General features: G+C 65.0%; 19 protein-coding genes. 10 read left to right on the top strand and 9 right to left on the bottom strand.

Going from position 1 to position 19,729, the window contains the following annotated elements:
* Window positions 1-3: 3 nt before the first annotated feature.
* From ACVW17_RS34005 to ACVW17_RS33990, 4 genes are all read right to left on the bottom strand, one after another.
* Window positions 4-843 carry an ABC transporter permease gene (locus tag ACVW17_RS34005; protein ID WP_456798403.1) on the bottom strand — a complete coding sequence of 280 codons (840 nt, stop codon included), beginning with the start codon at window positions 841-843 and terminating at the stop codon, window positions 4-6.
* On the bottom strand, window positions 840-1,811 hold the full coding sequence (locus ACVW17_RS34000; RefSeq protein WP_456798402.1) for an ABC transporter permease: 972 nt from the start codon (window positions 1,809-1,811) through the stop codon (window positions 840-842). The genes ACVW17_RS34005 and ACVW17_RS34000 overlap by 4 nt, the downstream gene beginning before the upstream one ends.
* A gap of 73 nt (window positions 1,812-1,884) precedes the next feature.
* Window positions 1,885-3,435, bottom strand: coding sequence for an ABC transporter substrate-binding protein (locus ACVW17_RS33995; protein WP_456798401.1), 1,551 nt, complete (start codon window positions 3,433-3,435; stop codon window positions 1,885-1,887).
* 27 nt (window positions 3,436-3,462) lie between these two features.
* Window positions 3,463-4,236, bottom strand: coding sequence for a class II aldolase/adducin family protein (locus tag ACVW17_RS33990; protein WP_456798400.1), 774 nt, complete (start codon window positions 4,234-4,236; stop codon window positions 3,463-3,465).
* Window positions 4,237-4,384: 148 nt separating this feature from the next.
* Here ACVW17_RS33990 and ACVW17_RS33985 point away from each other — a divergent pair, with 148 nt between their 5' ends.
* The 3 genes from ACVW17_RS33985 to ACVW17_RS33975 all read left to right on the top strand — a co-directional run bounded on the left by ACVW17_RS33985 (window position 4,385) and on the right by ACVW17_RS33975 (window position 7,019).
* The gene (locus tag ACVW17_RS33985; RefSeq protein ID WP_456755947.1) at window positions 4,385-5,089 is read left to right on the top strand and encodes a GntR family transcriptional regulator; all 705 of its coding nucleotides are present in this window, start codon (window positions 4,385-4,387) and stop codon (window positions 5,087-5,089) included.
* Window positions 5,090-5,134: 45 nt separating this feature from the next.
* Window positions 5,135-6,160 (top strand): histone deacetylase family protein, encoded by a 1,026-nt coding sequence (locus ACVW17_RS33980; protein ID WP_456755946.1) that lies wholly within the window; start codon window positions 5,135-5,137, stop codon window positions 6,158-6,160.
* 229 nt (window positions 6,161-6,389) lie between these two features.
* Entirely contained in the window at window positions 6,390-7,019 is a 630-nt protein-coding gene (locus ACVW17_RS33975; RefSeq protein WP_456755945.1) for a TetR/AcrR family transcriptional regulator, read from the top strand.
* On the opposite strand, the gene ACVW17_RS33970 is transcribed toward ACVW17_RS33975, so the two are convergent.
* Window positions 7,016-8,437: an amidase gene (locus tag ACVW17_RS33970; protein WP_456798399.1), complete on the bottom strand. Its 1,422-nt coding sequence runs from the start codon at window positions 8,435-8,437 to the stop codon at window positions 7,016-7,018. The two genes, ACVW17_RS33975 and ACVW17_RS33970, sit on opposite strands and share 4 nt — an antisense overlap.
* A gap of 221 nt (window positions 8,438-8,658) precedes the next feature.
* Window positions 8,659-9,435 carry an SDR family oxidoreductase gene (locus tag ACVW17_RS33965; protein ID WP_456798398.1) on the bottom strand — a complete coding sequence of 259 codons (777 nt, stop codon included), beginning with the start codon at window positions 9,433-9,435 and terminating at the stop codon, window positions 8,659-8,661.
* A 170-nt stretch (window positions 9,436-9,605) separates the two neighbouring features.
* Here ACVW17_RS33965 and ACVW17_RS33960 point away from each other — a divergent pair, with 170 nt between their 5' ends.
* The gene (locus ACVW17_RS33960) at window positions 9,606-10,679 is read left to right on the top strand and encodes a tartrate dehydrogenase (protein ID WP_456755942.1); all 1,074 of its coding nucleotides are present in this window, start codon (window positions 9,606-9,608) and stop codon (window positions 10,677-10,679) included.
* 147 nt (window positions 10,680-10,826) lie between these two features.
* Here the strand turns inward: ACVW17_RS33960 and ACVW17_RS33955 are convergent, their stop codons facing one another.
* From ACVW17_RS33955 to ACVW17_RS33945, 3 genes are all read right to left on the bottom strand, one after another.
* Window positions 10,827-11,738: an NAD(P)-dependent oxidoreductase gene (locus ACVW17_RS33955; protein WP_456798397.1), complete on the bottom strand. Its 912-nt coding sequence runs from the start codon at window positions 11,736-11,738 to the stop codon at window positions 10,827-10,829.
* Window positions 11,739-11,768: 30 nt separating this feature from the next.
* Window positions 11,769-13,019, bottom strand: coding sequence for an allantoate amidohydrolase (locus ACVW17_RS33950; protein ID WP_456798396.1), 1,251 nt, complete (start codon window positions 13,017-13,019; stop codon window positions 11,769-11,771).
* A 138-nt stretch (window positions 13,020-13,157) separates the two neighbouring features.
* A complete protein-coding gene (locus ACVW17_RS33945; protein ID WP_456755939.1) occupies window positions 13,158-14,075 on the bottom strand; it encodes a LysR family transcriptional regulator in 918 nt (305 codons plus the stop codon).
* Between the two features lie 120 nt (window positions 14,076-14,195).
* Here ACVW17_RS33945 and ACVW17_RS33940 point away from each other — a divergent pair, with 120 nt between their 5' ends.
* From ACVW17_RS33940 to ACVW17_RS33915, 6 genes are all read left to right on the top strand, one after another.
* A complete protein-coding gene (locus tag ACVW17_RS33940) occupies window positions 14,196-15,014 on the top strand; it encodes a putative hydro-lyase (protein WP_456798395.1) in 819 nt (272 codons plus the stop codon).
* Between the two features lie 84 nt (window positions 15,015-15,098).
* The gene (locus ACVW17_RS33935; protein ID WP_456755937.1) at window positions 15,099-16,340 is read left to right on the top strand and encodes an ABC transporter substrate-binding protein; all 1,242 of its coding nucleotides are present in this window, start codon (window positions 15,099-15,101) and stop codon (window positions 16,338-16,340) included.
* 31 nt (window positions 16,341-16,371) lie between these two features.
* The gene (locus ACVW17_RS33930; RefSeq protein WP_456755936.1) at window positions 16,372-17,250 is read left to right on the top strand and encodes a branched-chain amino acid ABC transporter permease; all 879 of its coding nucleotides are present in this window, start codon (window positions 16,372-16,374) and stop codon (window positions 17,248-17,250) included.
* A complete protein-coding gene (locus ACVW17_RS33925; protein ID WP_456755935.1) occupies window positions 17,250-18,236 on the top strand; it encodes a branched-chain amino acid ABC transporter permease in 987 nt (328 codons plus the stop codon). Before ACVW17_RS33930 ends, ACVW17_RS33925 begins: the two co-directional genes overlap by 1 nt.
* On the top strand, window positions 18,233-18,979 hold the full coding sequence (locus ACVW17_RS33920) for an ABC transporter ATP-binding protein (RefSeq protein WP_456798394.1): 747 nt from the start codon (window positions 18,233-18,235) through the stop codon (window positions 18,977-18,979). The genes ACVW17_RS33925 and ACVW17_RS33920 overlap by 4 nt, the downstream gene beginning before the upstream one ends.
* On the top strand, window positions 18,963-19,667 hold the full coding sequence (locus ACVW17_RS33915) for an ABC transporter ATP-binding protein (protein ID WP_456798393.1): 705 nt from the start codon (window positions 18,963-18,965) through the stop codon (window positions 19,665-19,667). Before ACVW17_RS33920 ends, ACVW17_RS33915 begins: the two co-directional genes overlap by 17 nt.
* The last annotated feature ends 62 nt before the right edge of the window (window positions 19,668-19,729 follow it).

Raw genomic sequence — 19,729 nt, 5'->3', positions numbered from 1 at the left:
GCGTCAACGCCCTTCCTTGTTGAGGCGCGGATTGAACGCGTCGTTGAGGCCTTCGCCGATCAGGTTCAGCGCCAGCACCGAGAGCAGGATCGCGATGCCGGGGAACAGGGTGATCCACCAGGCCTGCCGGATCACGGTGCGGCCGGCGCCGACCATGTAGCCCCAGGACATCAGATTGGGATCGCCGAGGCCGAGGAAGGAGAGCGAGGATTCCAGGAGGATCGCGGTCGCGACCATCAGCGAGGCCAGCACGATGACGGGCGACAGCGCGTTGGGCAGGATCTCGCGCCAGATGATCCAGCCGTGGCTCTGTCCGGTGACGATCGCGGCCTGGACATATTCGCGGGTGCGCAGCGACAGCACCTCGCCGCGGACCAGGCGGGCGACCGGTGGCCAGCTCACGATCGCGATCGCCAGCACGATCGAGACGATCGAGGGCTGCAGGATCGCGACCAGCACGATGGCGAGCGCGAAGCTCGGCACGGTCTGGAAGAATTCGGTGAAGCGCATCAGCGCGTCGCCGACCTTGCCGCCGAAATAGCCGGCGAGGGCGCCGACGGGGATCCCGACCGCGAGCGCGGCCATGGTCGAGACCAGGCCGACCAGCAGCGAGACGCGGGCGCCGTAGATGATGCCGGCGAGCACGTCGCGGCCGAGCGCATCGGTGCCGAGCGGCAGGCCGGGCACCGTGAGCGGCGGCAGGAACGGCCGCTGTACCATGCGCCAGGGCGAGGTCGGAAACAGCAGCGGGCCGAAGATCGCGATCGCGATCGCAAGCAGCAGGATCACGAGCCCGATCATGCTGCCGGGGTTGCGCAGCATGGTGCGCCAGAACTTGCTCATGAGGCGAACTCGATGCGGGGATCGACCGCGCGGTAGATCAGGTCGGTGATCAGGTTGAAGGCCAGCACCATCGCCGAGCACACCACGAAGACGCCGAGCAGGAGATTGTAGTCGCGCTGCAGCAGCGCCTCGTACATCAGCCGGCCGATGCCGGGCCAGGCGAACACGGTCTCGGTGAGCACGGCGCCGCCGACCAGCGTGCCGGCCTGCAGGCCCGCCAGCGTCACCACCGGCAGCAGCGCGTTGCGCAGCACGTGGCGGCGCTGGATCACGGCGTCGCGCAGGCCCTTGGCGCGTGCGGTCTTGACGAAATCATGCCGCTTCACCTCGAGCATCGAGGCGCGGGTCATGCGGGCATAGGTCGCCATGAAGAACAGGCCCATCGTCGTCGCCGGCAGGATCAGATGTGCGCCGACGTCGAGCACATGGGCGAGACCGGTGTAGTTGGCGCCGACGGTCTCGTAACCGAAGCTCGGCAGCCAATCCATCGCGACCGAAAACAGCAGGATCGCCATCAGCGCCACCCAGAACAGCGGCGTGGCGTAGAAGATCAGCGCCAGTATCGTGATTGCGGTGTCGGCCCAGCTGCCGGCAAAGCGTGCGGCCAATGTTCCGAATAGAACGCCGAGCAGCAACGAGATCACAAAGGCCGTGACGGTCAGCAGCAGCGTCGCCGGCAGCCGCTCGGCGATCAGCTTGGCGACCGGCATCTGCTGGCGGAACGAGAAGCCGAGATCGAACGTCACGATGCCCTTGACGTAGCGGTAGAGCTGGACCGGCACCGGCTGGTCGAGCCCGAACTTCTCGCGCAGTTGCGTGACGAAGATCTGGTCGCTGGCGCCGGCCTCGCCCGCCATCACCATCGCCGGATCGCCCGGCGCCATGCGGATCAGCATGAAGTTGAGGACGACGATCGCGAGCAGCACGACCACGGCCTTGGCTAGTCTCTGGGCTATGAATGCGAGCATCGGTGACTTCGGTTGTGTTCGGAAAGGGAGGGGGCCGCGGCGCCTTGTGCAGGCCGCGGCTCGGCAATGAGCCCTATTTGTCGAGCCAAGCGTCGCGGAAGCCGTCGTTGACGCCGATCGCGGTCGTGATCAGGTTCTTGACGTTGCAGCGGGTGATGGTTGGGAATTGCAGCTCAAGCAGCCAGGCCACCGGTACATCGTCGACCAGGACTTTCTGCGCTTTGTCATAAAATGGTTTGCGTGCCGCGTCGGGGAAGGCGACCGCGCCGTCGGCAAACAGCTTGTCGATTTCCGGGTTCGAATAGCCTTCGACGTTGTTGAACGGATTGCCCTTGACGATCTGGCTGGAGACATAGGTGCGGCTGACGCCAAGCGCGGGATCGCCGTACTGATAGACATAGGTGAAGGCGATATCGTAGTCCCACTCCGAGGTCTTCTGGTTCCAGCCTGCGACATCGGTCGAGAGCATTTCGACGTTGATGCCGACATCCTGCAGGTTCTGCTTCACGGCCTCGGCCCAGCGCTGCCAGGTTTCGCCATAGGGCAGCGGCAGCAGCCGGACCTTCTCGCCGTTGTAGCCGGCTTCCTTGAGCAGCGCCTTGGCCTTGCCCGGGTCGTAGTCGTATTTCGCCACGTCGCTGCTGTAGTACTTGATGGACGAGCTCGACGGACCGGTCGCGACCTTGCCGAGGCCGTTCCAGATCACGTCTTTCGCGAAATTGCGATCGAGCGCGTACATCACCGCCTGGCGGAATTTCTTGTTCGCGGTCGGGCCGGAGCGGTTATTGAGCCACAGCCATGACAGCGGGCTGAAGAACTCCCAGCCGGCACCGGTGACGCAGACATTCTTCAGCTTGGACAGGCGCGGCACGTCGAAATTCTCGACCGAGCCGCCTGGCAGCACGTCAACCTTGCCGGTCTCGAACGCCACCGCACGTGCGGCGGCGTCGGGGATCACGTGCCAGTAAATCTCGTCGAGATGCGGGAGGCCCTTGATGTAGTAGTCCGGATTCTTGACCAGGCGGATGAACGAGCCCTTCTGCCATTCCTTGAACATGAAGGGGCCGGTGCCAACAGGCGTATTGTTGGCGGGGTTGGTCTTGAAATCGGTGCCTTCATAGATGTGCTTCGGGATCATCGGCAGCGATCCGACCTCGAACACGCCGAGAAACGGCCCGAACGGCTGCTTCAGGTTGAAGATCACCGTATTGTCGTCAGGGGTCTCGATCTTGTCGACTTGCGCGAAATTGCCGCGCGCGCGGGGGTGGGTCTGCTTGAGGAATTCGATCGAGAACACGACGTCGGCCGAGGTGAACGGCTTGCCGTCATGCCAGGTGACGCCCTTGCGCAGCTTGAATGTATAGGTCTTGCCGTCCTCGCTGACGCTCCAGCTTTCGGCGAGACCGGGCAGCGGCTCGAGTTTCGCTGAATAGCGCAGCAGGCCTTCATAGATGTTGCCGGCGACCATCTGGGTCGGGCCGTTCTGCACCAGGCCCATCATCAGGCCCGGCGGCTCAGGCTGGATCACCGCGTTGATCACGCCGCCGGATTTCGGCTCCTCGGCGAATGCCGCGGTGCTCAGGGCACTCGCCAGCAAAAGACTCAACAGAACGCGCTTCAACATGTTCAGGCTCTCTTGTTCGAATAAGCTCTAGTTGACGAAATCCGGATCGGTGCGCGCGAGCATGCGCTTGAAGGCGGCCCACTCGGTATCGGGCACGCCGTTGGTCTCGATGCCGTCGTAGAAGGTTGCGTATTGCCCGGCCGTCTTGGGCGCGACCGCGTCCGACAGCGGTGCGATCTCGGCGCCGGCGGACTGGATCGCGAGCTGTGCGCGGCAGGAGCGCTCCAGATTGTGCATCAGCTTGAAGGCCTCGGAGACCGAGCGGCCGCAGGTCAGCATGCCGTGATTGCGCAGCACCATCACGAACTTGTCGCCGAGGTCGGCGACCAGGCGCTCGCGTTCGTCGAGATCGAGCGCGATGCCCTCATAGTCGTGATAGGCGAGGCAGCCGGTGAACTGCATCGACCATTGATTGAGCGGCAGTAGCCCCTGCTTCTGGCAGGATACCGCGACACCGGCCACGGTGTGGGTGTGCAGCACGCAGGCGACGTCCGGCCGCGCCGCATGCACCGCGCTGTGGATGGTGAAGCCGGCCGGATTGATGCCGAGCCCGAGCGGGTCGTCGATCACGACGCCGCCGAGATCGACGGTGACGAGGTTGGACGCGGTCACCTCCTCGAAGCGCATGCCGTAGGGATTGATCAGGAAGCGGTCGTGCCTGCCGGGCAGCCGCACCGAGATGTGAGTGTAGATGCTGTCATCGAGTCCGAGCCGGTGGATCAGCCGGTAGGCCGCGGCGAGGTCGATGCGGAATTGCTGGTTCTGGTCCGTCACGGCGTCGGGCCGCACATGCGTCGTCATCGTTGCTGCTAGTCCCTGTGCGCGGGCCGTTTTTGTTGCGTTGCAATACCCGCGTCGCTAAACTGTCGACAATCTAAGAGTTGATCAAGGCTAAACTGTCGACAATCGACGATTAAATAATGTACAAGGGTCGAAACGGACCCTTTTGATGCGCACGATTTCCCCTCCGGTCGGCTTGCCGGCCCTCAACGAGACCGATCTTGTCGGCCAGGTCGCCCGGCGTCTGACCGAAGCCATCGTGCAGGGGCGGCTGCCGCCGGGATCAAAGGTCGTCGAAGCCGGCATTGCGCGCGAGCTGGGGGTGAGCCGGGCGCCGGTGCGCGAGGCGGCGCGGCTGCTCGAGCAACAGGGCTTGCTGGTCGCCAACCCGCGCCGCGGCTTCTTCGTCCGGCAGTTTGCCGCTGACGATATCGACGAGATCTACGACCTGCGTCTCTGCGTCGAGCGTCATGCCGCGGTGCTTGCCGCGCGCAACCTGACGCCGGAGACGCGCGACAAGCTGCGCCGCCAGATCGACGTGCTGCACGAGACCGCCGATCTCGACGATCCGGCGCGGCAGGTCGAGGAGGACTACCGCTTCCATCGCCTGATCTGCGAGATTGCCGGCAACCGGCGGATGCTGCGGCTGTTCGACGATCTCGCCTCCGAGCTGCGCATGGTGATCGGGCTGATCGGCCGCCTCTATGACGATCCGCATGAGATCGCGCGCACGCACGAGCCGGTGCTCGCCGCGATCGAGGCCGGTCATCCCGAGCGCATCGTCGCACATGTCGACTACCACATCGGCCATGCCTGGCGCGAAGTCGGACGGCTGGTGCGCGAGATTCCGCCGTGGCCGGTGGCGGCGAAATAGCCGTGCTATCTGCGATCTTTCCGATTCATCCAACAGGAGTATCCCGTGAAGGCCGTCTACAGTGATCTGCACCGCAGCCATGATCCGCAGTTCTTCCTGGTCCGCGGCGTAGTCCAGCGCACCACCGAGCAGCCCGAGCGCGCCGATCGCCTGCTGGCGGGCCTGAAGGCCGGCAAGCACACGCTGATCGAGCCGACCAAGTTCGGGCAGGGGCCGCGGGCGCGCGTGCACAGCCCGGAATATCTGAGCTTCCTCGCCGAGGCCTGGGATGCGTGGACCGCGCTCGGCGATGCCGGGCCGGAGATGATCGCGAACATCCACCCGGTGCGCAACGCCGCCACCTATCCGACCCATATCGTGGGCAAGCTCGGCTGGCACACGGCGGATACCGCAGCGCCGATCGGCGCGGGCACCTGGGCCGGCGCCTGCGCCTCGAGCGACGTCGCGGTCACCGCCGCGCAGATGGTGCTGGACGGCGAGGATGCGGTTTATGCGCTGTGCCGACCGCCCGGCCACCACGCCTATCGCGACATGGCCGGCGGCTTCTGCTTCCTCAACAACAGCGCGATCGCGGCCGAGCATCTGCGCCAGAAGCATGAGCGCGTCGCCATCCTCGATGTCGACGTGCATCACGGCAACGGCACGCAGGGCATTTTCTACGAGCGGCCGGATGTCTTCACCGTCTCGATCCACGCCGATCCGTCGTTCTTCTATCCGTTCGTCTGGGGCTACGCGCATGAGCGCGGCGCCGGACCCGGCCTCGGTGCCAATCTCAACATTCCCCTCGCCAGGGGCACCGGCGACGACGATTACATGAAGGCGCTGGCGGCGGCGGAGCGGGCGATCCGTGCCTTCGCGCCGACCGCGCTCGTGGTCGCGCTCGGCCTCGATGCCTCCGAGAAGGATCCGCTCGCGGGCCTCGCCGTCACCACCGACGGCTTCCGCCGGATCGGCGAGGGGCTGGCCCGCTTCGGGCTGCCGACGGTGCTGGTGCAGGAGGGCGGCTATCTCTCCGATATCCTCGGCGCCAATCTGACGGCGGTGCTCGGCGGGTTCGAGGCTGCGCGCTAAAGTATGATCCGGAAAAGTGCGAACCGGTTTTCCGGAAAGATCATGCTCAAACAAGGAGCTAAAGCGCGATGACGATTCAACCCAATCTGATCGCGCTTTAGCGGCTTGCAGGAACCGGCCAGTCGCTGGCCGGTTTCGCGAACAGGTCTGGAAGGGACAAGGTAAGTGTTTGACTTCTCTGATATCCTGTTCTCAGCTACGGTCTGATGGGTCGATCATCGTTGCTGTAATGGGACAAATCGTTCGTAAGCCGTTCAAAACCTACCACCATGGCGACCTGCGCGAAGCGCTGATCCAGGCCGCGTTGCGCGAGGTCGAGCTTGGCGGGCCGGAAGCGATCAGCATCAAGGCGCTGGCCAAGCAGCTCGGCGTCTCGCAGCCGGCGCCGTACCGGCATTTCGCCGACCGCGAGGCGTTGCTCGAGGCGGTCACCGCGGAGGCGTTCCGGCAGTTCAACGTGATCATGCGCGAGGCGATCGCGCTGCCGGGCAAGGGCTCGAAACTGTCGCGTTTCGCGCAGGCCGCGCTCGCCTTCGGGCTCGAGCGCCATGGCATTTACCGGCTGATGTTCGCGTCGCGCACCATGGCCTGCGCGCCCAAGGGCAGCGAGCTGCACGTCGCGGCGATGGAAACGCTGGCGCTGTTGATCGAGTCGTTCGAGGCGCCGGCCGTCGGGCTGTTGCGCGAGCGTCAGGCGCTGAAGATCTGGGCCGGGCTGCACGGCATCGTGATGCTCGCCGAGCAGGGCCTGCTCACCGGCGAAGCCGCGCAGATCAGCCGCGAGGAGCTGCTCGACGAGATCGTCGAGCAGACCAAGGCCGCACTTACGATCGCGCTGCAGGCGGCGGAAGGTAATTAGCGCGGCGGCCGCGGATCGATCGGGGTGGTGCCGCGCACGCCCAGAATGTCCTCCAGCACTTTCGCGCCGGCCAACAGTTGCGCCTCGGCGCGCGGCTTGGCCACCATCTGCAGACCGATCGGCAGGCCCGACGCGGTGAAGCCGCAGGGCAGCGACAGCGCCGGGCAGCAGGCCAGCGTGATCGCGTAGACGATGCCGAGCCATTCGACGTAATTGTCGAATTTCCTGCCGTCACACTCGGCGACGTAGCGGTTCTCGACCGGGAATGGCGGCACGATGGTCGCAGGCGCCAGCAAGAGATCATAGGTCTCGAAGAATTCGAGCGCACGCTGCGTCATCGCGACGCGCTGCGCTTCGGCACGCTCGAGCTTCTCGACCGTCAGCTTGAGCCCCTCCTCGATGTTCCAGATCACCTCGGGCTTCAGCAAATCCCGCTTGGTGCGCAGCAATTCGGCCTTGCTGATCGCGAAATCGAACGCGCGCAGCACGTGGAAGCATTCATGGGCCTCGCGCAGATCGGGATGCGCCTCCTCGACGATCGCGCCGGCCTCCGCAAAACGCTCCGCCGCCTTGCGGGTCACCGCCTTGACCTCGGGATCGACCGGCGTGATGCCGAGATCGGGCGAATAGGCGATCCGCTTCGGCTTGTTGCCGGACCGCGTCGCCGACAGGAAGGACGTCGGCAGCGCGGGCAACGACAGCGGATCGGCGGCGTGCTCGCCGCTCATCGCGTCGAGCAGCAGCGCGAGGTCTTCGACATTGCGCGCCATCGGTCCCTGCACGCCGAGGGTCCGGTCGACGCCGAATTTCGGTGTATGTGCGACGCGGCCGATCGAGGGCCGCAGGCCGACGATGCCGCAGAAGCTCGCTGGGTTGCGCAGGCTGCCGCCCATGTCGGAGCCGTGCGCGAGCCACGCGGTGCCGCTGGCGAGTGCCGCCGCGGCGCCGCCGGAGGAGCCGGCGGCCGAGCGCGATGTGTCCCAGGGATTGCGGGTCGGGCCGAACACCTCGTTGAAGGTGTTGGCGCCGGCGCCGAATTCCGGCGTGTTCGACTTGGCATAGATCACGCCGCCGTTCTGTTCGAGGCGTTCGACCAGGATGTCCGACTTCGCCGGCACATTGTCCTTGAAGATCGGCGAGCCCAGCGTGGTCAGCACGCCGGACACCGCGGTGAGATCCTTGATCGGAACGGGAAGCCCCGCGAGCAGGCCGCGCTCGCCGGCGGGCTTCTGCATCAGGGCCTTGGCATGGCTGCGGGCGCGGTCGAAGCAGAGCGTCGGCAGCGCGTTGACCTTGCCGTCGACCTCGGCGATGCGCTGTTCCAGCACGTCGAGCAGGTCGAGCGGCGTGACGTCGCCGACTTTCAGTTTCTCGACGACGGCACACGCCGTTTCCTTCACCAAGCCCTGATCAGCCACTTGCTTGTCTCCGTTGTTGCAAGTCTTCTGTTGTTGCTGCTGTAGAACATTTTGGCCGGAAGTGGAAATCGCAGGCATTGCGAACGGCTCGCTCTCTCCCCGTCATCCTGAGGTGCGAGCGGAGCGAGCCTCGAACGATGAATCGGCCCGGCCAGTGGCCGTCGATCCTTCGAGACGCCGCTTCGCGGCTCCTCAAGGATGACGGAGGAGAAAGCGAGCGCTTATCCCCACCCCGACGTCAGCCCGCCATCCACCGTGTAGATCACGCCCGAGGTATAGCCGGCGCGGTCGGAGGCGAGGAACGCCATCAGGTCGCCGATCTCGCGCGCATGCGCGGGGCGGCCGAGCGGCAGGCCCTTCTGGAATTCGGTGTAGCGGTTCTCGTCGCCGAACTGGTTCTTGGCGCGGGTCTTGAGCAGCGTGACGTGGCGATCGGTGCCGACGGGACCGGGATTGATGCCGACGACGCGGATGTTGTCGGCGAGGCTTTTGCCGCCGAGCGCGCGGGTGAACGCCATCAGCGCCGCGTTGCCGGCGCTGCCGCAGATGTAGTTGGCGTCGAACTTCTCGCCGGCCGCGCCGATGTCGTTGACAACAACGCCGCCGCCGCGCGCCTTCATCTGGGCATAGACCGCGCGCGTCAAATTGATGTAGCCGAACACCTTGAGCTCCCAGGCATGGCGCCAGGTCGCCTCGTCGATCTTGTCGATCGAGCCGCCCGGGATATCGCCGGCATTGTTGACCAGGATGTCGATGTCGACCGCCTCTTTTGCCAACCGCGCCAGGTCGTCCGACTTGCGCAGATCGACCACGCTGATCGCCGCATCGATCTGGTGCGCGGAGCGCAGCCGGTCGGCCAGCGCCTTGAGCTGCTCGCCGTTGCGGGCGGCGAGCAGCAGATTGGCACCTTCCTCGGCAAAGGCTTCGGCGGCGGCCGCGCCAATGCCCTTGGAGGCGCCGGTGATCAGGACACGCTTGCCGCGCAGATGCAGATCCATGGGATGTCTCGCTTTGGGTTGAGGAGTGAGATGTCGGCGAAATTGGTGGGGCAGGGTCGCGCGGCGGTCAACACTGCAGTGCAGCGTTGCGCTCGCGCGCAGTTTGGTCCATTGCAGGGCGATCAGAATAGGCGGCAATGCCGGCCGGGCAAATCACAAGGGTGTTCTCGATGAGCAAGAAGCAATATCGAATTGCGGTCATTCCCGGCGACGGCATCGGCAAGGAAGTGATGCCGGAGGGCCTGCGCGTCATCGAGGCGGCGGCCAGGAAGCACGGCGTCGACGTCAAGTTCGACCATTTCGACTTCGCCTCCTACGACTATTACGAGAAGCACGGCGAGATGATGCCGGCCGACTGGAAGGACAAGATCGGCAAGCACGACGCGATCTACTTCGGCGCGGTCGGCTGGCCCGCCAAGATCCCGGATCACGTCTCGTTGTGGGGCTCGCTGATCAAGTTCCGCCGCGAGTTCGATCAATACGTCAATCTGCGCCCGGTGCGGCTGATGCCCGGCGTGCCGTCGCCGCTGGCGAACCGCAAGCCCGGCGATATCGATTTCTGGGTGGTGCGTGAGAACACCGAGGGTGAATATTCCTCGGTCGGCGGCCGCATGTTCCCGGACACCGACCGCGAATTCGTCACGCAGCAGACCGTGATGACCCGCACCGGCGTCGACCGCATCCTGAAATTCGCATTCGATCTCGCGCAGTCGCGGCCGAAGAAGCATCTGACGTCGGCGACCAAGTCGAACGGCATCTCCATCACCATGCCCTATTGGGACGAGCGCGTGGAGGCGATGGCCAGGAAGTATCCGGGCGTGAAGTGGGACAAGTACCACATCGATATCCTCACCGCGAACTTCGTGCTGCATCCGGACTGGTTCGACGTCGTGGTCGGCTCCAATCTGTTCGGGGATATCCTCTCTGACCTCGGCCCGGCCTGCACCGGCACGATCGGCATCGCGCCGTCGGGCAACATCAATCCGGAAGGCGATTTCCCCTCGGTGTTCGAGCCGGTCCACGGCTCGGCACCTGACATTGCCGGCCAGGGCATCGCCAATCCGATCGGCATGATCTGGTCGGGTGCGATGATGCTGGAGCATCTCGGCGAGAAGCAGGCGGCTGCCGCGATCGTCGGCGCGATCGAGCGCACGCTCGGCGAACGCACGCTGCGCACCCGCGACCTCGGCGGCAATGCCGACACCACGGCCTGCGGCAAGGCGGTCGCGGAGATGGTGGATTAGGCAAGCCGCGTCGTCGTCCCTGCGAAAGCAGGGACCCATAACCACAGGGTTCGGTTGTTGAGACACGCTGTGGCCACAGCCTTCGCGGTAACGCAGGGCTGTGGTTATGGGTCCCGGCTCGCGCTTCGCTTGGCCGGGACGGTGAAATTATTGCTTCACGATCCGTCGGCAATGCTCCCAGGCCGCGTGGATCAAATTCTCGCTCGCTTCGGGCGTGCGGAAGGCGGAATGCGCCGACAGCGTCACGTTCGGGATCTTGGTCAGCGGGTGATCCTTCGGCAGCGGCTCGACGTTGTAGACATCGAGACCGGCGTGGCGGATGTGACCGGACTTCAGCGCATCGATCATCGCCTGCTCGTCGACGATGGCGCCGCGCGCGGTGTTGATCAGCACCACGCCCTTTTTCATCTTCGCGATCTTGTCGCGCGTGATCATGCCGCGGGTCTCGTCATTGAGCAGCAGATGGATCGAGACCACGTCGCTGTTCGCCAGCACGGTGTCGAGCTCGGTGAATTCGACGCCGGGATGGCTCTTGGGCGACCGGTTCCAGGCGATCACCTTCATGCCGCTGCCGAGCGCGATGCGTGCGACCTCGGCGGCGATGCCGCCGAAGCCGACCAGGCCGAGCGTCTTGCCGGTGAGCTGCATGCCGTCTTCGCGCAGCCAGTTGCCGGCGCGCATCTCGCGGTCCATCTGCGCGATCACCCGCGCCGACGACCACATCAGCGCGATCGCGGATTCCGCGACCGCGGTGTCGCCGTAGCCCTTGATCAGATGCACGGAGATGCCGAGCTGGGCGAGCTCCTCCGGATTCATGTAGCTGCGTGCACCGGTGCCGAGGAACACGACGTGCTTCAGGCCCGTGCACTTCTTCGCAATGTCGGTCGGCAACGCGGTGTGGTCGACGACAGCGATCTCGGCGCCCTCGAGCACCGCCGGATAATCCTCGGACTTGATGTCCGGGTTGCGGTTGATCCGCATCTTGGGATCGCCCGGTTTTTCCAACCGTTCGGTGATGACAGCGAGCGATTCATTGGCGTCGACAAACACTGCGCGCACGAAAGCCTCCATCGAAGCAAGGAAAGATGATCAGGACGCGACGCCGGCGAGCGCCAGCACCGTATGCAACAGGACGTTGGCGCCGGCGGCGCAATCGGGCTGGGTGGCGTCTTCCAGCTCGTTGTGGCTGATGCCGTCCTTGCAGGGCACGAACACCATCGCGGCCGGCATCACGGTGTTGAGGTTGCAGGCGTCATGGCCGGCGCCGGAGGTGATGCGGCGATGCGAATAGCCGAGCTGCTTTGCGGCGTTCTCCACCGCGTCGACCAGCTTCGGGTCGAAATGCGTCGGCGCCTTGCGCCAGACCAGGTCGAGCTGGACTGCGACCTTGCGCCGGGTGGCGATCTCGGCGACCGCGGCACGCAGGTCGCGATCCAGCGCGTCCATGATCGCGGCGTCCGCGCTGCGGCAGTCCACCGTGAAGGCGATCTCGCCGGGGATGACGTTGCGCGAGGGACTTGCGATGACCGCTTCGCCGATGGTGCCGACCGCCTTCGGGCCGTGCTTTTTGGCAATGCTCTCCATCGCCAGCACGATTTCCGACAGCGTCGCCAGCGCGTCGCGGCGCAGCGGCATCGGGGTCGAGCCGGCGTGGCTCTCGAAGCCCGTGATCTTGCCGTCGTACCACAACACGCCCTGGCCGGAATCGACCACGCCGATGGTCTTGCCCTCGGCCTCCAGGATCGGGCCCTGCTCGATATGCAACTCGACGAAGCCTGAGAACTTCTGGCGGCCGACCGGGGCATCGCCGCGATAACCGATCGAGTCCAGCGCCTGCGCCACGGTGACGCCCTCGGCGTCCTTGCGCGACAGGATGTCGTCGGTGGTGAAATCGCCGACATAGGCGGCAGAGGCCATCATCGCCGGCGCAAAGCGCGAGCCTTCCTCATTGGTCCAGTTGCAGATGCAGATCGGCAGCTCGGTCTCGATCCCGGCATCGTTGAGCGTGCGCACCAGTTCGAGCGCGGCGAGCGTGCCGAGGATGCCGTCATATTTGCCGCCGGTCGGCTGCGTGTCGAGATGCGAGCCGACGCCGATCGGCGGCTTCGACATGTCCCGTCCCTTCCGCAACCCGAACATCGATCCGAGCGCGTCGATCTGCACCTCGAGCCCGGCGTCCTCGCACGCCTTGCGGAACCAGTCGCGCACCTGCTTGTCCTCGGCGCTCAAGGTCAGCCGCCGCACGCCGCCCTTCTGGGTTGCGCCGAACTGCGCGGTTTCGTGGATGGCGCCCCAGAGGCGGGCGGAATCGATCTGCAGGTTGGTGGCGGCTCGGCTCATGTCGTCAGTCCATTCTTTGTCGTCATTCCGGGGCGATGCGTCAGCATCGAACCCGGAATCTCGAGATTCCCCCGTGCGCGGTTGCGCACCTGAGGTCTGGTCCTTCGGACCATATGACAGTTCATCTCCGGCCTTCGTTCAATGACGTGCCGTTCTCGTGTCGTCAACCGCCACGCTCGCCTGCGCGATCTGCCTGGCGAGATGGGCAACACGCTCGATGGCGACCGCATCGGGAGAGGCGAGCCAGCTCGCGGTGAAGGTGAGCGGCGGCAGCTTGAGGTCGGTGTCGAGCAATTGCAGCCGGCCGTCGGCCAGTTCGTTCTCGACGATCGCCGACGGGATCACCGCAATGCCAAGGCCTTCATTGGCCATGTGGATCACGGTCGCGAGCGAGGTCGAGGCGTGCAGCCGGATCGGCGGCAGATCGGGCGCGTTGAACAGGGCGCGCACGGTCTCGTAGGGCTGGGTCTTGCGCGGAAAGGTGATGATCGGAAACCGCGCCAGATCCTGCCGCGCGACCGGGCCGTCGCAGAGGCCGAGCGCCGGGCTCGCCAGGAAGCCGATCGGGTAATCGCACAGCACGTGGTTGTGGGCGCCGGACGCCGAGATCGGTCCGAGCACGAAGGCGAGCTCGATCTCCTGCGCCAGCAGCCGCTGCGTCAGATTGGGCGTGATGTCGACCTCGATCTCCAGCGACAGGTTCGGGTAGATCTCGTTGACGCTCTTCACCAGTCGCGGCAGCCAGGTGTGCACGATGGTCTCCGCGACACCGAGCCGCAGCGCGCCGCGCATCGCCGAGCGGTCGCCGACCTCGGCCATCATCTCCGAGCGCAAGCCGATCAGCTTCTCGGCATAGACCATCATCAGCCGCCCACTCGGCGTCGGCGAGGCCACCCGATGATCCCGGTTGAGCAGTTTGACACCCATCTCGCGCTCGAGCTGGGCAATGCGCTGGGAGATCGCCGGCTGGGTGGTGTTGAGCCGCTGGGCGGCGCCGCGAAAGCTGCCGAGCTTGACGACCCAGAGGAAGGTTTCGATCGAGCGGAAGTCCGTCATTGGAAGCATTTTCCGGATCGATAAATTTGTATTATCGATTTTGATTAGAAAGGACGATTAGACATTATATCACGCTTGGTGTTGGTTTGTCCTTGTCGAGATTATGAGCAGGAGGCTCCGATGACTGTTTTTGCGGCAGTGCAGCGATCTCAGGGCGAAGCGGTGCTTCCGAGCGTCGAAGCGCGCCGCGCCTGCCGTGACGGCACGGCCTCGGTCACCACAGCCGGTCTCGCCAACGGCTTCGTCCAGGGCAATCTCGCGATCCTGCCGGAAAAGCTCGCCGGCGCCTTTCACCGCTTCTGCCAGCTCAATCCGAAGCCGTGTCCGATCATCGGCATGTCCGATGTCGGCGATGTCAGGATCCCCGCGCTCGGCCTCGATCTCGATATCCGCACCGATGTGCCGCGCTACCGGGTCTGGCGCGACGGCGAGGTGGCCGACGAGCCGACCGACATCACAAGGTACTGGCGCGACGATCTCGTCACCTTCGTGCTCGGCTGCTCCTATTCGTTCGAGGAGGCGCTGCTCGATGAGGGGCTGCCGATCCGTCACATCGAACGCAATCTGCGTGTGCCGATGTACCGCACCAACATCGCCTGCCAGCCGTCGGGGCCGTTCGCGGGACCGATGGTGGTGTCGATGCGCCCGTTCAAGCCGGCGGATGCTATCCGCGCGGTGCAGATCACCTCGCGCTTTCCCTCGGTGCACGGCGCGCCGGTGCATCTCGGCCATCCGCATGCGATCGGCATCAAGGACATCGCAAAGCCCGATTACGGTGACGCGGTGCCGGTGGCCGATGACGAGATCCCGGTGTTCTGGGCCTGTGGCGTGACGCCGCAATCGGTGATCGCAAGTGCGAAGCTGCCGTTTGCGATCACGCATTCGCCGGGCCTGATGCTGGTAACCGATCTCAGGAACAAGCAGCTCGCTGTGCTTTGAATAGGCAATTCGTGCAATTCATTGAGGCTTTACTGCGCGCTACAAGCATCACATCGATAACAGGCTGACCAAGGGGAAATTTCGATGACGATCTCTCGCCGTAACGTATTGCTTGGCGCCTCCGCCGCAGCGCTCGTGCCGATGATGGCCCGCGCGCAAACCTCCGAAGTGGTGATTGGCGTGCTCTACCCGTTTTCGGGCGCCAGCGCCCAGATGGGCGTTGATGCGCAGAAGGCCTACGAGACCGTGCTCGAGATCATCAACAAGAAGTACGATTTCGATCTGCCGCTCGCCAAGGATGAGGGATTGCCGGGGCTCGGCGGTGCAAAGATCCGTCTCGTCTATGCCGACCACCAGGGCGACCCGCAGAAGGGCCGTGCGGAGGCCGAACGCCTGATCACCCAGGAGAAGGTCTGCGCGATCGTCGGCACCTATCAGAGCGCGGTCGCGGTCACGGTGAGCCAGACCTGCGAGCGCTACCAGATCCCGTTCGTTTCGGCCGACAACTCGTCGCCGAGCCTGCATACCCGCGGCCTGAAATTCTTCTTTCGCGCGGCGCCCCACGACGAAATGTTCTCGAAGGCCATGTTCGACTTCTTCGATGCCATGAAGAAGAAGGGCACCAAGATCGAAACGCTGGCGCTGTTCCACGAAGACACCATCTTCGGAACGGACTCGGCGAACGCGCAGACCAAGCTGGCCAAGGAGCGCGGCTACAAGATCGTCGCCGACATCAAGTACCGCGCCAATTCGCCGTCGCTGTCGGCCGAGGTCCAGCAGCTCAAGGCTGCCAATGCCGACGTCCTGATGCCCTCGAGCTACACCACCGACGGCATCCTGCTGATCAAGACCATGGCCGAGCTCGGCTACAAGCCGAGCGCCATCGTCGCGCAGGCCGCCGGCTTCTCCGAGAAGGCGCTGTATGACGCGGTCGGCGACAAGCTCGACGGCGTGATCACCCGCGGCAGCTTCTCGCTCGATCTCGCGGCCAAGCGGCCGATGGTCGGCAAGATCAACGCCATGTTCAAGGAAAAGTCGGGCAAGGACCTCAACGACAACACCTCGCGCGAGTTCATGGCGCTGATCGTGATCGCGGATGCGATCAACCGCGCCAAGTCGACCGACGGCGAAAAGATCCGGGAAGCGCTCACCGCGACCGACATTCCGGCCGAACAGACCATCATGCCGTGGAAGCGCGTCAAGTTCGACGAGATGGGCCAGAACAACGACGCCGATCCGGTGCTGCTGCAATATGTCGGCGGCAAGTTCGTCACCGTGTTCCCGGCGCAAGCCGCGGTCGCCGAAGCCGTCTGGCCGATGAAGTGACGGTCGCGCGCGGGGGCGGGGGCAACACGCTGTGACAGCCGACACCATCATCCAGAGTCTGGCGAGCGGCCTTTTGATGGGGCTGCTCTACGGACTGATCGCCGCAGGCCTCGCATTGATCTTCGGATTGATGGACGTCGTGAATTTCGCGCACGGCGAGTTCCTGATGATCGCGATGTACGCGACCTTCTTCCTGTTCGCGTTCTTCGCGATCGATCCCCTGCTGTCGGCGCCGTTGGTCGCCGCGGCGTTGTTCGTGTTCGGCGCGGTGGTCTATCTGTTGATCGTCCGCTTCGCGATGCGCGCCAAGGCCAATGCCGGCATGGTGCAGATCTTCTCGACCTTCGGCCTTGCGATCGTGATGCGGGGGCTCGCGCAGTTCTTCTTCACGCCCGACTATCGCAGCGTCACCAACTCCTGGGTCGGCGGCAAGACGGTCTCGATCGCCGGCATCTATTTGCCGGAGCCGCAGCTGATCGGCGCCCTGGTCGCGATCGTGGCGTTCGTCGCGCTGTATTTCTTCATCAATCGCACCGATTTCGGCCGTGCGCTGGAGGCGACGCGCGAGGACGCCGGCGCGGTCGCTCTCGTCGGCATCGACAAGAACCGGGTGTTCGCGCTCGGCTGGGGTCTGGGCGCGGCACTGGTCGGCCTCGCCGGCGCCATCATGGCGATCTTCTTCTACGTCTATCCCGATGTCGGAGCGTCGTTTGCCCTGATCGCCTACGTCACCGTCGCGCTCGGCGGCTTCGGCAGCGTGTTCGGCGCCTTTGCCGGCGGCATCCTCGTCGGCCTGGTGGAAGCGACCACCGCGCTGATCCTGCCGCCGTCGCTGAAGTCGGTCGGCATCTACGCCGTCTATCTCCTGGTCGTCTTCATCCGCCCGCGTGGCCTGTTCGGATCGATGTGATGGACACCCACTTCGCCCAACGCCGCAGGCGTGACCTGATCGTGGCGCTTTGTCTTGCGGTGATCGCCGCGCTGGCGCCGCTGTTCGTCAAGGACGTCTACGTCCAGAACATCATGGTGCTGACCCTGATGTATGCGGCGCTGTCGCAGAGCTGGAACATCTTGTCCGGTTATTGCGGACAGATCTCGCTCGGCCATGCGCTGTATTTCGGGCTCGGCGCCTACACCACCGCGCTCCTGTTTACCAAGTTCGGCGTGCTGCCGTGGTTCGGCATGCTGGCGGGCGGGGCGATCTCCGCCCTGATCGCGATGGCGCTCGGCTATCTCTGCTTCCGTCTGCGCGGCCATTATTTCGTGATCGCGACCATCGTGATCGCCGAGATCGCGCTGCTGCTGTTCCAGAACTGGGACTGGGCCGGTGCTGCGCTCGGCATCGATATCCCGATGCGCGGCGACAGCTGGCTCAAATTCCAGTTCGCGCGTTCGAAATTGCCCTACCTCTATTTCGCGCTGACGCTCGCCTGCATCGCCTGGCTGGTCACCTGGTGGCTGGAAGATTCCAAATGGGGCTATTGGTGGCGCGCGGTGAAGGACAATCCCGACGCTGCCGAAAGCCTCGGCGTGGTGGTGTTCAATTCCAAGATGGGCGCCGCGGCGGTCTCCGCCTTCCTGGTCGCGATCGGCGGCAGCTTCTACGCCCAGTTCGTGTCCTACATCGATCCTGAAAGCGTGATGGGCTTCCAGTTCTCGCTGCTGATGGCACTGCCCGCGGTGCTAGGCGGCATCGGCACGCTGTGGGGCCCGGCGCTCGGCGCCGTCATCCTGATCCCGCTGACCGAGCTGACCCGCTCCTATGTCGGCGGTTCGGGGCGCGGCGTCGACCTGATCGTCTATGGCGCGCTGATCGTCGCGATCTCGCTGGCGCTGCCGAAAGGCCTCGTCAGCGTGTTCGGCATGCTCTCCGGGCGCAAGGGAGCCGCACGATGACGGCACTCCCTGAGACCCCGCTCCTGGAAACCAGGGGCGTCTGGCAGCGCTTCGGCGGCCTGGTCGCCAACAGCGATGTCTCGATCTCGGTCGGGCGCGGCGAGATCGTCGGCCTGATCGGCCCGAACGGCGCCGGCAAATCGACGCTGTTCAACCTGATCGCGGGCGTGCTGCCGCCGACCCAGGGCTCGATCATGTTCGACGGCGAGGACGTCACCCGGCTGCCGGCGGCCGAGCGCTGCCAGCGCGGTGTCGGACGCACCTTCCAGGTGGTCAAGAGTTTTGAGACCATGACCGTGATCGACAACGTCATCGTCGGCGCGCTGATCCGCAACACCAAGATGCGCATTGCGCGGCAGAAGGCCTACGAGGTGCTGGAGTTCTGCGGACTTGCCGCGCGCGCCGACAAGCTCGCCGCCGACCTCGTGCCGTCGGAGAAGCGCCGGCTCGAGGTCGCGCGTGCGCTGGCGACCGAACCGAAGCTGTTGCTGCTCGACGAGGTGCTCACCGGCCTGACGCCGGTCGAGGCCCAGACCGGCGTCGAGCTGGTGCGCAAGGTGCGCGCCACCGGCGTCACCGTGCTGATGGTCGAGCATGTGATGGAAATCGTGATGCCGCTGGTCGACCGCGCCATCGTGCTCAACCTCGGCAAGGTGCTGGTGGAGGGCAAGCCGACCGAGGTCGTCCGCAATCCGGAAGTCATTTCTGCCTATCTCGGGGATCGTCATGCTGTCGGTGCGTGAAGTCACCACCGCCTATCAGGGCCTGGTCGCGATCTCCTCGGTGTCGATCGACGTCACCAAGGGCGAGATCGTCTGCGTCGCCGGCGCCAACGGCGCGGGCAAGTCGACGCTGTTGAAATCAATCGCCGGCGCCGAGCGCCCGCGCGCAGGGACCGTCACCTTCGACGGCAAGCGGATCGACGGCCAGCCGCAGCACGTCATCACGGCCGGCGGCATCGCCTTCGTGCCGGAAAACCGCCGGCTGTTTCCGCGGCTGTCGGTGCGCGACAATCTGCGGCTCGGCAGTTACCTCTATCGCAGCCAGGCCGACCGCGATGCGCCGCTCGATCTGGTGTTCAACCTGTTCCCGCGGCTTGGCGAGCGGCTCGAGCAGCGCGCCGAGACCTTGTCGGGTGGCGAGCAGCAGATGCTCGCGATCGGCCGCGCGCTGATGACGCGGCCGCGCCTCCTGATGCTCGACGAGCCGTCGCAGGGCATCATGCCGAAGCTGGTCGACGAGATCTTCCAGGCCGTGAAACGTATCCGCGACGCCGGCATGACGGTGCTGATCGTCGAGCAGCGGATGGCCGAGTGCCTGGAGATCGCCGACCGCGCCTACATCCTGCAAACCGGCCGCGTGCTGATGCAGGGCACATCAGCCGAGATCAGCGGCAATCCGGATGTGCGGAAGGCGTATCTGGGGCTGTAGCGATAACCGTTGTCTCCGCGGATACAGCCGTCATCCTGAGGTGCGAGCGGAGCGGGCCCCGA

The sequence above is a fragment of the Bradyrhizobium sp. USDA 4473 genome, from assembly GCF_054063335.1.
Note: the sequence above shows the minus strand (reverse complement) of the source record. Positions and strands in the feature narration are given on the sequence as shown.

What these genes read in the sequence shown, in the direction of transcription:
- ACVW17_RS33975 (WP_456755945.1), top strand. Translation starts at nt 6,390, where the DNA reads ATGGGACAAATCGTTCGTAAGCCGTTCAAAACCTACCACCATGGCGAC.
- ACVW17_RS33945 (WP_456755939.1), bottom strand. Translation starts at nt 14,075, where the DNA reads ATGACGGACTTCCGCTCGATCGAAACCTTCCTCTGGGTCGTCAAGCTC.
- ACVW17_RS34005 (WP_456798403.1), bottom strand. Translation starts at nt 843, where the DNA reads ATGAGCAAGTTCTGGCGCACCATGCTGCGCAACCCCGGCAGCATGATC.
- ACVW17_RS33935 (WP_456755937.1), top strand. Translation starts at nt 15,099, where the DNA reads ATGACGATCTCTCGCCGTAACGTATTGCTTGGCGCCTCCGCCGCAGCG.
- ACVW17_RS33950 (WP_456798396.1), bottom strand. Translation starts at nt 13,019, where the DNA reads ATGAGCCGAGCCGCCACCAACCTGCAGATCGATTCCGCCCGCCTCTGG.
- ACVW17_RS33985 (WP_456755947.1), top strand. Translation starts at nt 4,385, where the DNA reads ATGCGCACGATTTCCCCTCCGGTCGGCTTGCCGGCCCTCAACGAGACC.
- ACVW17_RS33960 (WP_456755942.1), top strand. Translation starts at nt 9,606, where the DNA reads ATGAGCAAGAAGCAATATCGAATTGCGGTCATTCCCGGCGACGGCATC.
- ACVW17_RS33940 (WP_456798395.1), top strand. Translation starts at nt 14,196, where the DNA reads ATGACTGTTTTTGCGGCAGTGCAGCGATCTCAGGGCGAAGCGGTGCTT.
- ACVW17_RS33915 (WP_456798393.1), top strand. Translation starts at nt 18,963, where the DNA reads ATGCTGTCGGTGCGTGAAGTCACCACCGCCTATCAGGGCCTGGTCGCG.
- ACVW17_RS33920 (WP_456798394.1), top strand. Translation starts at nt 18,233, where the DNA reads ATGACGGCACTCCCTGAGACCCCGCTCCTGGAAACCAGGGGCGTCTGG.
- ACVW17_RS34000 (WP_456798402.1), bottom strand. Translation starts at nt 1,811, where the DNA reads ATGCTCGCATTCATAGCCCAGAGACTAGCCAAGGCCGTGGTCGTGCTG.
- ACVW17_RS33925 (WP_456755935.1), top strand. Translation starts at nt 17,250, where the DNA reads ATGGACACCCACTTCGCCCAACGCCGCAGGCGTGACCTGATCGTGGCG.
- ACVW17_RS33995 (WP_456798401.1), bottom strand. Translation starts at nt 3,435, where the DNA reads ATGTTGAAGCGCGTTCTGTTGAGTCTTTTGCTGGCGAGTGCCCTGAGC.
- ACVW17_RS33990 (WP_456798400.1), bottom strand. Translation starts at nt 4,236, where the DNA reads ATGACGACGCATGTGCGGCCCGACGCCGTGACGGACCAGAACCAGCAA.
- ACVW17_RS33965 (WP_456798398.1), bottom strand. Translation starts at nt 9,435, where the DNA reads ATGGATCTGCATCTGCGCGGCAAGCGTGTCCTGATCACCGGCGCCTCC.